At 37.0% G+C, this 14,351-nt stretch carries 12 protein-coding genes and 2 pseudogenes; 11 read left to right on the top strand and 3 right to left on the bottom strand.

The annotated features are described in order from the left end of the window. Positions 1 to 85: 85 nt before the first annotated feature. From V7137_RS30700 to V7137_RS16155, 7 genes and pseudogenes are all read left to right on the top strand, one after another. Positions 86 to 205: pseudogene (locus V7137_RS30700) on the top strand (amino acid ABC transporter permease); the annotation flags it as partial. 370 nt (positions 206 to 575) lie between these two features. Further along, positions 576 to 1,220, top strand: a complete 645-nt coding sequence (locus V7137_RS16180) for a hypothetical protein (protein ID WP_335699035.1) — start codon at positions 576 to 578, stop codon at positions 1,218 to 1,220. 135 nt (positions 1,221 to 1,355) lie between these two features. Continuing rightward, a complete protein-coding gene (locus tag V7137_RS16175; RefSeq protein WP_335699034.1) occupies positions 1,356 to 2,363 on the top strand; it encodes a TIR domain-containing protein in 1,008 nt (335 codons plus the stop codon). Beyond that, complete coding sequence (locus V7137_RS16170; protein ID WP_335699033.1) at positions 2,360 to 2,530, top strand: hypothetical protein; 171 nt, start codon at positions 2,360 to 2,362, stop codon at positions 2,528 to 2,530. Before V7137_RS16175 ends, V7137_RS16170 begins: the two co-directional genes overlap by 4 nt. Before the next feature lie 339 nt (positions 2,531 to 2,869). Beyond that, positions 2,870 to 3,805 (top strand): HPr(Ser) kinase/phosphatase, encoded by a 936-nt coding sequence (hprK, locus tag V7137_RS16165; RefSeq protein ID WP_335699032.1) that lies wholly within the window; start codon positions 2,870 to 2,872, stop codon positions 3,803 to 3,805. 356 nt (positions 3,806 to 4,161) lie between these two features. Continuing rightward, a complete protein-coding gene (locus V7137_RS16160) occupies positions 4,162 to 4,848 on the top strand; it encodes a response regulator transcription factor (RefSeq protein ID WP_335699031.1) in 687 nt (228 codons plus the stop codon). Beyond that, the gene (locus V7137_RS16155; protein WP_335699030.1) at positions 4,823 to 6,928 is read left to right on the top strand and encodes a sensor histidine kinase; all 2,106 of its coding nucleotides are present in this window, start codon (positions 4,823 to 4,825) and stop codon (positions 6,926 to 6,928) included. Before V7137_RS16160 ends, V7137_RS16155 begins: the two co-directional genes overlap by 26 nt. 141 nt (positions 6,929 to 7,069) lie before the next feature. On the opposite strand, the gene V7137_RS16150 is transcribed toward V7137_RS16155, so the two are convergent. Both V7137_RS16150 and V7137_RS16145 read right to left on the bottom strand, forming a co-directional pair. Next, positions 7,070 to 7,930, bottom strand: coding sequence for a hypothetical protein (locus tag V7137_RS16150; RefSeq protein ID WP_335699029.1), 861 nt, complete (start codon positions 7,928 to 7,930; stop codon positions 7,070 to 7,072). A gap of 325 nt (positions 7,931 to 8,255) precedes the next feature. Beyond that, complete coding sequence (locus V7137_RS16145; protein WP_335699028.1) at positions 8,256 to 8,396, bottom strand: hypothetical protein; 141 nt, start codon at positions 8,394 to 8,396, stop codon at positions 8,256 to 8,258. Between the two features lie 509 nt (positions 8,397 to 8,905). Here V7137_RS16145 and V7137_RS16140 point away from each other — a divergent pair. The 4 genes and pseudogenes from V7137_RS16140 to V7137_RS16125 all read left to right on the top strand — a co-directional run. Next, a complete protein-coding gene (locus tag V7137_RS16140) occupies positions 8,906 to 9,574 on the top strand; it encodes a restriction endonuclease (RefSeq protein WP_335699027.1) in 669 nt (222 codons plus the stop codon). Positions 9,575 to 9,736: 162 nt separating this feature from the next. Beyond that, complete coding sequence (locus V7137_RS16135) at positions 9,737 to 9,889, top strand: hypothetical protein (RefSeq protein ID WP_335699026.1); 153 nt, start codon at positions 9,737 to 9,739, stop codon at positions 9,887 to 9,889. 1,227 nt (positions 9,890 to 11,116) lie between these two features. Next, positions 11,117 to 12,985 (top strand): squalene--hopene cyclase, encoded by a 1,869-nt coding sequence (gene shc / locus V7137_RS16130; protein WP_420490141.1) that lies wholly within the window; start codon positions 11,117 to 11,119, stop codon positions 12,983 to 12,985. Between the two features lie 398 nt (positions 12,986 to 13,383). Continuing rightward, positions 13,384 to 13,452 (top strand): annotated as a pseudogene (locus tag V7137_RS16125) (YjcZ family sporulation protein); the annotation flags it as partial. 150 nt (positions 13,453 to 13,602) lie between these two features. On the opposite strand, the gene V7137_RS16120 reads toward V7137_RS16125, so the two are convergent. Then, a complete protein-coding gene (locus V7137_RS16120) occupies positions 13,603 to 13,983 on the bottom strand; it encodes a hypothetical protein (protein ID WP_335699024.1) in 381 nt (126 codons plus the stop codon). Positions 13,984 to 14,351 lie beyond the last annotated feature (368 nt).

The raw sequence follows: 14,351 nt of genomic DNA, 5'->3' as shown, positions 1-14,351 counted from the left end.
GTTGGAGGACCTGTTTGCATTTGCAGGTCCTCCTTTCTTTTTTATACGTATCTGCAATGAGGAATACCCTATAAATGACGGATTTTGGGGGGCGGGCCTTAGCGTCGCGGCATCCAGCTTTCAACAATTGAATTCGTATGTGATTGTGGGATTGTATTATTTTGTTCTTGTGTTAATCTTCTCCTTCCTCTCCGGCAAACTAGAATAAAGAATGAATGTAACAGAGCAAGGAAGGAAGCAAAAGTCAAATTCAATATTTAATACTTTTAAAAAGCCGGCAGAAGAGATAAACAGAGTGTATTCGACTTTCATGAAGACATAAAATCGAGCTTATGGTTGTAAAATAACTAAAAACAATGCCTTTTCATGTATTGATGACAATGGAAGGGCTTTTGTTTCAGACCATGTATATGGAAATAATAAATGAAATTTTGCAGGAAATGGGACATGTTTCTAGAAACTTATCATAACTTGATGTAAACAGAAACTTAAGGGTGCTAGGGTATCACGGAATCATTCATTTCCTAAAGATGAATCATGACTGTTCTAAAAAATCTATATGTTGAGGTAATCTTATGGGTGAGGAAGATGTAAAGTTTCAAACACTCCATGATCATTATAAAGATACTTTTGCTTTACAGAGGGAATACTTGAAGTTAAGAGACCGATTATTCGTTTATACTTTGCTAGTTTTCGCAGTAATGTTTATTCTGACGATCATACCTGTTGATCCGTCAAAAGCTGTTTCCGACATTGTTAAGGAACAACTCAAAGTCGCATTGAGCATAAATCGAGATGCAATTCACACGATGTTATGGTTTGTTTTATTGTGTTTGGTGGTCAGGTATTTTCAAATCAACATAGTTGTTGAACGACAATACCATTATATCCATAAGGTCGAGGGCGAGTTAAATTCATGTTACGATCCTCAAGGGGAAATGTTCACTAGAGAAGGAAAGTCATACCTAAACAATTTTAAACTGTTTAGTTCTTTATCTGGTTATTTGTATATATTGGTTTTTCCGTTATTGCTGGTTATCTTAACAAGTTACAAAATATTTTCGGAATTAATGACGAAAACATTCTTTGATTTAACCTTAGTGTTGGATATTGTTTTTTGTGTATTGATTTTTGTTTATACCGCAGTTTATTCTTTTTCGTTGCATTTCAAAAAAATAAAGAAATTATGGTTAAAAGTTAAAAGTATTTTGAGAATTTAAAGCTGTGCACTACTTAACAAAAATTTTCATTTTTCCGAATTTATTTTATTGAAAATTTTTAAATAATCTAAAATATGGAAAAAATGATATAATATTTGTATAAATATATTGTTCATTACATTTGTTGGAGGAGTTATGACTCAAATCAAACCAAAAGTATTTATAGGATCTGCAAAAGAATCCATTGAATATGTTAATGCGATTCATAATTCACTCGCCCATGTTGCTGAAGTAACTCCTTGGTCAGCGGGTGCATTTCGCCCACTCGAATACAATATGGAAAATCTTGAACGACAATTAGATGAAAATGATTTTGCAGTATTTGTATTTTCACCCGATGACATTATAAATATTCGAGGCACCTTAACATTTACTACAAGGGACAATACTTTGTTTGAAATGGGGTTATTCTGGGGAAGGTTAAGAAGAGGACGAGTTTTTTACATGATTCCCAGAAATACACCTGAAAGTGAGGGTGCTAAAGGGTTTCGTCTACCCTCAGATTTGGAGGGTCTTGCTGTATTAAGGTACGAAATTCGAAGGGATAATAACCACGATGCCGCAGTAAATATTCCTTGCAGTTTTATTAAAAGAAAAATCGCAGAATTGGGCATCTTTCAGGACCCAGCAAGGCTATTAGCGGAAGCCCAAACAAACATGGATAAAGACTATGCCTTGATTCGTATACTAAGAACGCTATCTAAAAGGCTCTTAGTGGATCCAGCAAAAAAGTTTGAACATCTACAAGAAGCTGTCAGGAACGCTTATCAAGCCCCAGATTCCTATTATGTTGAAGGAATCGGAGTTTGGCAAGCGAAGGGCAACGATGGCTTGAGACAGATTGCTGGCAATGATGGAAAAGGAAAATTTTACGCATTTAATGTTAATGAAAATAGAGGATATACTGATAGAATTATTGTCATTGATTGTTTTTTACAAAGTACGGAGCTGGTTTTACAAAAAAATAGTACTGCCTTTGATAATACTTATGTATTATGCTATCCTATAGGGAATCAGTTCGTTCTGACGGTTGCAATATCCGGAAGAAGGACATTAAGTCAAGAACAGATCGATGATATATTTCTTAATAATTATAATCTTTTGAGTATTATAAATAATATTTTTGGAGGTGCTTCTTCATGAAAAGAGCAGTGATATCGAAAGAAGAAAAAAATTCGTATAAGCTTGGAGAAACTGTTACAGGTGTAAGAGCAATTATTACCTCCAAATATGGAAAAGAAGAATCAGGAAAAGTTGTTTATAAACGAAAAGCAGATTATAGGGAAGACCCGTTTAAGAAACGGGCTTAAATAACAAAGATTATCATTTTAAAGAGAGAGTAACTCTCTTTTTTTTGTTTGTTAAAATATTTGGGTCATCCAATTTTCCTTCTTTCATCACAGCCTGTAAGTTTTTCATTACATAAATAGAGGGATTACTTTAATATTGATATATTTACTTGTAGGAAGAGAAAGATTGTCTTTGATCAATCATATCTCTTCTTTTTTTCTAGATTTTATCCTTACAATAAATATGCATTCCCGGACACACACAATATCTAGCCTTTCAGCAATCATTTCCTAAATGGATGACGTTTCCATTGAACTTAAGTATAATCTTATAAAAGGCTAATAGGACGTGAGTTTAGGTTGAAAAAATTAACAGTAGAAAGCTTGGTTCAAAAGTATTCATTGAAAGTACTGGCTGGAGAAAACCACTTGCAGAAGGTCATTACACAATCACGGGTGCATCGCCCGGGGCTGGAGTTTGTGGGCCATTTTGACTTTTTTCCAACAGAACAGGTTCAAATTTTAGGAAAAAAGGAAATTACCTACTTACATAAGTTAAGTAGAGAGGAACGGAAAATTCGAATCGGAAATATTGTTCACTATCATCCGCCATGTTTTATCGTAACCGCTGGTGAAGAAGGGCTTACCTATTTAATTCACCATTGTACAAAGCAAGGTATTCCCTTGTTAGTAACAAACCAGCCTGAGACAACTTCAGAGTTTATCACTAGATTGGATGCGTTTTTGGTAAAGGAACTAGCACCTGAAATTACTATTCATGGAGTTTGTATGAATGTGTCTGGCATTGGAATCTTACTTCGTGGAAGTTCGGGGGTAGGCAAAAGTGAGACGGCCCACACATTAATTCGCCGCGGACACCGGCTGGTATCGGATGATAACATTGTCCTAAAGAAGCTGAGCACGCAAACCATTCTGGGTACTCATGATGGGAAAACGAAGGAATTTTTGGCTCTCCGTAGTATTGGATTGTTAAATGTGGTCCGCTTATACGGTCGTAAGGCTTTTCAGGATGAAACACGAATTTCCCTTGATATTAATTTAACGAAGTGGGAAAAGGACGCCTTATACAATGATTTAGAACAGGAATATCATCATACTGACTATATGGGTGTTAAAATTCCTTCCATTGAAATCCAACTTCAGCCTGGACGTGATGTGGCTGGATTAATAGAGGCAGCAGCCAATAACTGGTATTTAAAGCAGCAAGGATACAGCGCAGTAGAAGAGTTCATGTCCAGAGTTGAGGCTGATATAATCAAATCTGGTATGGATTAACTTTATTTTTGAAGAAGAGAAATCGTCTAATGATGGTTTCTCTTCTTCTTTTTAGGTGTCGATATTGAAGGTCAAGGGGACGGTTCTGCCGTCATTTTTTTGACATAGATCTGATCAGAAACCATGAAAACCGTCCCTGTGACCTCCCGTACTTAAATCAAGCATAGCATTTCAATAAAGGATTAATATAAAAGACTTTATACAAAACTTAAATATAAAGCCATTTTTTTTTAGACGTTAAGAAAATCTTAAGATTTACATCATGTGTTTGTTAAGATTTGCTTGATATGATTCTTTTTGTAGTCATACTAAAGGATGATAGAAATGGTAACCGCCATAATTGGGAGTGAATTTCCATGCACGTATTGGTTTGTGATGATGATAAGGAGATCGTCGATGCGATCGGAATTTATTTAGAAAATGAAGGCTATCAAATATTTAAAGCGTTTAATGGTTTGGAAGCCATAGAGATCATCAAAGATCATGAGATTCATCTTATTATCATGGATATTATGATGCCTATGATGGATGGGTTAAGGGCTACGATGAAGATTAGAGAAGAAAATAATATACCATTGATTATGCTTTCTGCTAAATCGGAGGATTCGGACAAAATTATCGGATTGAATTTAGGGGCAGATGACTATCTAACAAAGCCGTTTAATCCCCTGGAGCTGATTGCAAGGGTAAAGTCCCAATTGAGGAGATATACCACATTGGGAAGTCTTGAAACCAAAAGGAATGTCTTTCGGACGGGGGGGCTGGTCATAGATGATGAAAGTAAAATCATCTCAGTCGATGGGGAAGAGGTCCATCTTACCCCGGTGCAATATAAGATTTTGAAATTGCTAACGGCAAACGCCGGAAGAGTCTTTTCGATTGAGGATATCTATGAAAGGGTATGGAATGAAACGGCGTTTAGTCCGGAAAATACCGTATCCGTACATATTAGAAAAATAAGAGAGAAAATCGAAATCAATCCGAAGGAACCAAAATATTTAAAGGTGGTGTGGGGAGTTGGTTATAAAGTTGAAAAAATATAGCCACTTATTAACAACGAAAATCATTGTTCTTATGATCGCGGTCGTTTGTTTTACAGGGATCATCAAAGCGATGATCAATGTTGAAGTTGTCAATGATGGTTATTTTAGCATGGTTATGGAAGAGGACTACTTTCTCAGTAAGGCATATGTTAGAGAAAATGAAAAGATCGTGAGCAATCTCTCTACCCTTCTTAGGGAATATAAGAGTGAGGAAAATATTTTAAAGGGCGGGTCGATTGGTGAAGAAAGGTTGAGGGTTGAAGAGATGGAGTTATATTCAGATTTTGAGCTCTATCCTAAGAACTATCGGCCGGAATTAAGTGAAGCGGAGAACTATTCCACATTTAAAAAAGAGTATGCTAACAAGATTGCTCAGGTTAAGGAAAAGTTGATAAAGGAGGATTTAAGAAATTATCATGCCTTATTGCAAGAGCTTTCAGAGCAGAAAAATCCGTTGTATTATGCCAGTGATGGTGTAAATGTCTATACGAACACGACAAAGAAAGAAAAAGGGCAGTTTAAAGAGTATCCTACTTATTTGATGTTTGAGGATTATAAGCGAGAGATTTATCCTAAAGTAATCAATGAGAATGAGCAATTACATTTCATTACAGAACCAATTGAGGAATTGAATCAGGAAAAGTTGGTGGTTTATGTTGCATTTACAGACGACTTTTTAAACCAAAAAATAAACGAATGGAATGAAGAAAAAGCAGTTGTCACAAAGAACCTTTCTATTTTAGCCGCATTTTTGCTAGGTTTCATCCTTTCATTTGGCTATCTCATCCTCGTTACAGGAAGAAGGTCATTTAAAGATGATCATGTACACCTTCATCTAGTGAATAAACTATACAATGATATTAATATCGTGCTGTGTATTAGCCTAATTGCTGTTTGGGTTACATCGATGGATAATGTGGCACACCAAAGTATAGATAAAATAGCCATTCCCATCACCATCCCGATTTCAGCAGCGGTGTTTATTCTGATTCTCTCACTGGTTAAACATATTAAACATAAAACGTTCTTTAAGCATACCCTGATTTTTGCTATCATCCATAAGCTCATTACCATCGTAAGGAATGTCTATGAGACAGGAAATGTCGCGGTCAAGACGGTATTAATCGTGATTGGTTACCCAGTATTGATTGCGTTAACGTTTTTTATGTTCCCGGTTACCATTGGCCTGGCATCCTGGCTTGCTTATAAAAAGGTGAAGAGTTTTCAAGCTATCCAGGATGGAGTGGAAAAAATTAAGGCTGGAAATCTTCATCATCGAATCGATGTGGCTAACCGTGGAGAGTTTAAGGCACTTGCGAGCAATATCAACAGCATCACGGATGGATTGAAAAAGGCTGTTGATCGTGAGCTCAAGAGTGAGCGGTTAAAAACGGAGTTAATCACCAATGTTTCTCATGATATTAGAACACCGTTAACATCGATCATCACCTATGTGGATTTACTAAAAGGCGAAGAGGTTACGCCAAGGGCTGCCGAATATATCGAGATCTTAGATCAAAAATCGAAAAGGCTAAAACTATTAACCGATGATTTATTTGATGCGGCCAAGGCGACGAGTGGAAATATTTCAGTTGCTTTTGAGAAAATTGATATTGCCTCTTTAATCACCCAGGGGCTGGGAGAAGTGAATGATAGGATTGAAGCCTCCCATTTGCAATTCAAGCTGAATCATCCCAAAGAAAAGGTTTATATTGAAGCGGATGGAAAATTACTATGGAGATCCATTGAAAACTTATTATCGAATATCTTTAAATATGCGCTCAATGGTTCCAGAGTATATATCGATATCGAGGATGCAGGTAGTGAAATTCAGCTTACCTTTAAGAATATTTCCGCCTATGAGTTAAATATTTCAGCAGACGAATTAATGGAACGTTTTAAGCGAGGCGATGAATCCAGATCCAGCCAAGGCAGCGGGCTTGGGTTATCGATTGCGAAAAGCCTCATCGAAGTTCAAAAGGGGAAATTTAACATCCACGTTGACGGAGATTTATTTAAGGCTGTTATTTCTTTCCCTAAGATGTCTGATACGCAATCGAAAGATGTGGAAGAAAGATAAAAAGTGGTATAGAAATGCACCAATCATTAATAAATGGTGCATCATCGGTCTGAAAGTTACCTATCATAAGTAAATGAGGTTTCTACTAAATAAAGATATTCTAAACAGATGCTTTCCTCTAATGGATAGCACCTGTTTTTCTTAGGATGGACTTTTAACGGCTAATATTTGATTAGACAATCTTTTATCAATGAGTCCAACAAGCAGTATAAGAAATAAGGCTAAACCAACATAAAACATCTTGTCCCACCATACGAGACTGTGAAGGATTCCAATCTTTATTAGAACTTGATTCACTGTATAAATAAATAATCCCGTCAAAATGTATTTTATCCACTTAGGTTTCCAGTTGATTTTTACCATTAGACAATAAAAAAGGCTTGCGCATAAATACCAAATTGCTGATAAGGCAATGGAATCGCGGCCAAGATTTTCAAACCATCCAGGGCGATAATACCGATTGGAGAAAAAGAGCATCGGAAGAATATGGGCACTTGCACAAATAGCGCCTGTAATTAAATAGAGAATCAAATTGTGTCTGAATCCTTTTGAAGGTTGTAAAATCCATTTATAAAAAAGCTTGGCCAAAGCAAAATATAATGGAAGACCCAATCCGGTATATTCTAACCTCCACCAGTGATGTGTATAGATATCAAGCTTTAAAAATAACCATTCAACCCCTACAAAGTATCCTGAAAAAAAGACGATCCAAATCCAATTTAACTGGAAAGTTGCTATCAAGGTTGCTGTGACCGGTAAAGATAATGCGTTTGAGAAAAACGCTCCCAATTCACTGTCATAAAAAGAATTATGTTTGATAATATTTGGGTTATAATCATAGGATCCTAAGAAATTAAATATGGTGGTCTCGATAATATAACCATATCCAACCATTGTTAAGTAAAGAAACAGGGTTTGCGTGTTTCTTTTTTTAAATAGTATAAAACAAAACAATATTGTGCTTGAAATAAGTAGAGCAAAAAACCAATAAGAATTATGCACACCGTTCACTCCGTTAATAGCCGAATACATAAAGTTTGTTTTAATAAATATTTTTTTATTATTAGAGATTCTCCAATTTTTATACCTCATTTTGATTCGTCTCGGTGCACCGTACCCAAAATAAGGAAAAAGCCTCCTGGAGGGGAGGCTTTTATTGTACTGTTGCCATAGGTAGATCAAAATTACTATCCTTTAACCACTAGCAACGGGTAAACTTTTGAACCGTCATACTTGGTAAATTCTTTTTATGTCCAATGGGAACGTACAGAATATTCTAATTTGTTCACGCCAGTTTCTGACACAGCCTGATTTTATCTTACCTCATTTATTCAAAATCCGTATAACGGATGATCTCTGAAAGGATTTTACACCCATCTGCCTTATCATACTCCTCCCTTGCCTCATCCTTATTGTGATACTCGAACATTTTGATGCTGTCTTGTAAATATAGTGTTAAAATCCACACATTATTTCCCTCCATGTGTAGTAAGATTAACTGACTAATCTCTCTACAAGTATTCAAGAAACACAACAAAATACAAAATACTCAAAATATTTATCTTTCATTAAGGATGTTGAAAGGATTACGATCGAAGCTAAAGGATATCTTAAGCAACAGCAGAAATATGTGCTTGATACCTTTAATTGAACTGGATCTAATACGATTTTCCAATCATTCAAAAAATAGGAATCTGTGACGGGAAAAGATGCAGCAGGAAATGTAAGTAAGACAACAAAAGTCAGAGTGAAATAAACTATAAAGAAATTCCCTTCACATAATGTTGAGAGAATTTCTTTTGCTCTCGGCATCTCGGAATTCGTCGAATTTTTTAAAAAATGGTGAGTTTCCAACTGGTTAATAATGGTGGAATGATAGGGTCGTTATTAGTGTATTAGCTAAATATTGGGGGAATTTAGTGTGAGTAAAAAGAGAACCAAAAAAAAAAACAGAGACAATTAGAAGATAGTATAAAGTTGATACTTTTATTGGTGGCAGGAGTTTCCTATTATTTTACCCAAAAACTTTATGTAACATTGTTTATTGTAGCGGTGGTCATGATATTGATCATTGTTCTAGCAGTATTACAAAATAAAAGGCGAAAAGAGCGGTTAAGAAAATCTGGAATCAATGATATTGATTCTATGGATGGTATTCAGTTTGAGTATTATTTGAAAGAACTTTATCTATCAAGAGGGTATGAGGTAAAAGTAACGAATGCCAGCGGCGACTATGGTGCAGACCTCTTGCTTAATAAGGATGGAAAAAAGATTGTTGTTCAAGCAAAACGCTATTCGAAGGATGTAGGCATAAAAGCAGTTCAAGAAGTTATGGGGGCAAAATCTTATTACAAGGCAGATGAGGCTTGGGTAGTTTCTAATAGCTATTTTACCAAAGCGGCTAAAGAATTGGCCCAAAAAGGCAATGTTATGCTGGTGGACCGAGAAACGTTAATAGATTTTATTCTTGTTTTAAACCCTGCTAGTGAAAAGCCGGAATCAGCGACGCTAACTACATCTGTCTCTAGTAGTACTAATGGGACATGTAGTAAATGTGGCAGCCCAATGGTCTTGAGGACAGGAAAAAGAGGAGAATTCTTAGGGTGCAGCGGTTTTCCTAAGTGCCGAATTACGAAGGATTTATAGATTTGAAAATTTCTTAAATCCCGTGCTTGTCACGCCCCGGATTTTGTCGAAGATTGATAGGCTTCTAGATAGAAATAAAATGATAGAATTAAGTTGCAACTGAATATTGTTGGGGTGGTGGATTGTTACGCTTCTTTCCGTTTCGGGAAGGAGGTGATGATCATGGAAACATTTCTTGAAATTCTACGAGAAGTTCTGAAGGGAGTTGTGCGTGAATTGAGCGCCTATTTCTTTCAGAAAAAAGTTCTAGAAAACAAGAAAACCGCCCTACGCCGTCGCAAGCAAAAGGGTGGTTCTCATAAAAATAACACATAGACAACCACCACCCTGACGGTAGAAGTTGCAAGGAGAAGTGTTGACGCACTTCTCTTTTTTATTATATATCCATTATATATAAAAATATTCCTGCTGAGAAGGGAAAAAATTCATGTCCCATGTTGAGAATCACCCCTGAGGATAACGAGAAGTTCTGAAGTGGCGCTTATTTCTTTCGGAAAGACTTTCTAGAAAACAAGAAGACCCCACTATGCAGTCGTAAGTAAAAAATGAGTTCCCCTTCACATATCATGTGGAGGGGATTCATTTTATATATTCCTCCTCGGCCCCCGCGCCTGTAAGGACTGTTTTTCACCTTGTTGAAGACAACTCTCAACATTATTTTTCTACAAATATTGGGGGGATCTAGGAATGGTAAGGGTTGTGTCCACTTTCAATTAAACGTTTGGTTAGTGTGGAAAAGTGGCGGTATTTATAGAATGTTGTAGATTCAAGAGAAATCCATCTGATTTTGGGGAAAGATGGAATATTTCCTGCGGAATTATTGTTCGAAACTCGACAGATTTCTTCCTTGGTTGGTTTCGGGGAATGGATTTATCAGTACCTGAGGCGGGATTAATCAAACGTTTGATTAGTATAGCCTATTTGGAATTTAGTCAAAAGAGCGTCGTTTCGTGACGGTTGACCATGGGGCAGGTTTTTATGGATGAACCTCATTAATAACCATAACGACGTTAAACCATATAGGGAAAATAAAAGTTTGAATTCTCATAAACCTTTTACCTGTCGAGCTTCTGATTTTGTCTAAGATGAAAGGTTTTATAGTGGGGAAGTGCTTCTTTCCTCGTAATCTACTTTAATTTAATTCTTCCATTTTTAATATAACATTCATGGTGATTCTTGTCGTACCGTTCCGTCTATGTATCGTCCATCTCTGCTTTAGCATAATCCACTTACTTTATTAATATCATTTAAAAGTTGAAAGGAATCCCATGTATTTCTTCATAGATTGGTAATTTGTAAAGGGGGTTAGTTCCATTTTCTGGTGAAATCAGGAAAAGCTCCCGCATGAGAAAATAAAAAAAACACTAAAAAAGAAGATGACGCAAAAAAAAGAAAAGCAAAAGGTTCTTACTACCAAGGAATCCTCTTTACTGGAACAAATAAAGCTTCAAACCAAGAAAAAAACCTGAACAATGTCACGTTTAAATTAAACAGCGCATGTTCATTGGAGATTTGATTACCCAGAGAGGAATGGAGTTGATCATGATGATTAATACAAGAAAAGGGACTGAGTGGATTATCGAAAGATTGAGAAGTCATCAATTGCCTGATGGCTCATGGAACTATCCTTTTGAAACAGGCATTTCTACAGATGCCTATATGATCATTTTATTAAGGACTTTGGAAATTGAGGATGAAGAATTGATTAAAGGACTGGCTGCCAGAATCTTATCGAGACAGGAAAAAAACGGGGCTTGGAAGATTTTTTATGATGAGGGTGAGGGAAATCTGACGGCTACGGTTGAGTCCTATTATGCTTTGCTCTATTCAGGGTATTATCAGAAGGATGACCCGCAACTAAAAAAGGCGAAAAAATTTATTTTAGCAAAAGGTGGATTGGAGGAAGCAAATATATTTGCAAAGATCATGTTTGCGATGACGGGTCAATTAAAGTATCCTAGTTTTTTCCCACTACCCGTCGAAGTCATTTTGCTTCCGCTTCCATTTCCAATAAATTTTTATTCGTTTTCGGTATTTGGGAGAGCGAATATGACACCAATTATGCTGCTAATGGATAAAAAATTTTCACTTAAGACAGCAAAGAGCCCGAATCTTCAGGACTTAACTGTGACCCGAGACCAGGAGGTTTCCTGGATTCAGCCAAATGAATGGCGGTCATTTCTTTCGATTTTAGAAGAGGGCATTAGCAGCTTGATGGGTTTACCGGACCAGCTGCACAAACTAGCGATCGAACGGGCGAAAAAATATATGCTTGACCATATTGAGGAAGATGGGACACTTTTCAGCTATTACAGCAGTACCTTTTTAATGATTTTCGCTCTTATGTCCCTTGGATATAAGAAAACAGACCCGCTAATTGTGAATGCACTTTCCGGTATTATGTCGATGAAATGCGAGATTAATGGATTGCCACATATGCAATACACCACTGCGAATGTATGGAATACTTCGTTGATTGGCTATGCATTACAGTCTGCCGGGGTAGAGACAGACGACGAGATGATCGTTAAGGCGAATCAGTACCTGTTAGGAAAGCAACATCATAAGTTTGGTGATTGGATTATTCATAATCGGAACCAGTTACCAGGCGGTTGGGGTTTTTCTGATGTAAACACCATACATCCTGATGTCGATGACACAACTACTTCCCTTCGTGTTGTTGCAAGGGTTGCTTCTACGAATCTCCATTCCTGGGACCGGGGAATCAGTTGGCTGTTGTCCATGCAAAATAATGATGGCGGCTGGGCAGCATTTGAAAAAAATACAAACTCAAAGCTACTTAATCTATTGCCGATTGAAAAGGGCAGGTTTATTTTAGCAGACCCCACTTGTGCGGATATCACTGGACGGACAATTGAATTCCTGGGGAACTACACGAACCTACCGGCACAAAATGAATCGGTAAAAAAAGCCGTGAAATGGCTGGTTAAAAATCAGGAGCAGAATGGTTCCTGGTATGGCAGATGGGGGATTTGCTATATCTATGGGACGTGGGCGGCGGTGACAGGATTGATGGCTGTTGGCCTCTCCCGTCTTCACCCCTCAATTGATTCCGCCGTTGAATGGCTAAAAAACATTCAGAATGAGGATGGCGGTTGGGGCGAGTCCTGCAATAGTGATCATAAAGGAAAATATATTCCCCTTGGTGAAAGCACGTTGACACATTCCGCTTGGGCATTGGATGCACTTATTTCCGCTTTAGACCAACCTACTGCTGAGATTGAAAAAGGAATCTCCTTTCTGGTCAATTCTATCAGTCGGGAGGATTGGACCACTTCATATCCTAAGGGACAAGGAATGGCTGGCGCTTTTTATATTCATTATCACAGCTATCGGTACATTTTTCCTTTACTTGCTTTATCGCATTACCAAACAAAATACAAAGGGTGATTTCACCGCCCTTTTGTGGGCAAATTATTTTACTAGATGGATTTTAGCCGGTGTTGTGTTGGAACTTTTATATAATAGCCTTCCTTAATCCCAAAGGCTAATTCGTATCAATTATGGTAGGTGCAGTAATTTGTTTCTAAGAAGTACCTAAAAAAGCCCTAACTTGTAGGGCTTTTTTAGATTGAGACTATCCCTGTTTTAAGTTGTAAGGCTAGGCTTGAATATGGTCTTTTAGCGGCTACTTTCTAGATTATGCATCTGTTTATTTGAAGAACCAAGGTGGTTAAGCCTTTTTATTTTAATTTTTAATTTAACTAAGCACTTGTATTCTGTTTTGATTAATGGTGAAAATTATGTGCTTCGGATGGGACGGTTTCGGTTACTGAGGATTCGGTTATGGGGGTAGCACTGTCGTATTCATTGTTGTATTTTTCATTCTGATTATTATTGTTGGTGCATCAGTCTAATAATAAACGTTGTTTAGCCTGAGAAAAGTCTTCGGTTAAGGAGTTCTTTTTCGCTACATAATGCAGTTTCTTGTAAAGATTTTATCTAATAGTAGAGATTGGGCTGTTGTATTTCGCAAGAGCCCTGACACCATAGGTAGATCAAAATTACTATCCTTTAACCACTAGCCACAGGTAAACTTTTGAATCTACGTTTGATGCATTATGAAGTATAACGACCATGACATTAGGGTCTCTAGGACCGGTTTGTACTGAATATATGTTTTCGATTGGATCAGTTAAGTATCCTGCACTAATCACTTTTTCATTTCTTTGTGCTTCTAATCGAAAGTCTACATATTCATGATTATTTACCCGGATTCCAGTGCTCCAAGTATAGCGTTTGAACCCTTGTCCTAGATCCTCTTCGGACGCATTTTGGAAACTCAGATCAAAGCGTCTATCAACTGGGCGCCTATTCATGGTTTCTGGCGATTGTTGCGGACGATAAGTATAATGCAGCCATCCATTAACAGGTAACATGTTACTCATTTGCATCAGCTCCTTGTCTGATAAAAGTATGAGGCCTGACATATTTTTTTACAGCCAGGTTTGATACGAGAATGGTCCACTGTTATTTGAGTTAATTATTTTCATTAGCTGTCAATGGACCTAGAAGAAAGGTAGTTATGATTAGACTCACAAGGCATAGAAGACGTCAAAAAAGGATTAACCAGAAAAGTTGAATCTTTTTTATAAATATATGAGACTCAATGTGCGATATAACCTACAAAAACGAGACCTTAGTCAGATCTTATCCGCCAGTAAAGTGCAATTATCCGCCAGTAATTATGTGGGTTGTTATTCAGTAGCATTACGATAGACATTTTTCCAACTTTCTCATCGATTTTGTCTATCGG

Source organism: Neobacillus drentensis (assembly GCF_036962765.1).
Classification (GTDB): Bacteria; Bacillota; Bacilli; order Bacillales; family Cytobacillaceae; genus Neobacillus; species Neobacillus drentensis_C.
The sequence above is the reverse complement of the archived record's forward strand: the minus strand, read 5'-3'. Positions and strand labels throughout refer to the sequence as shown.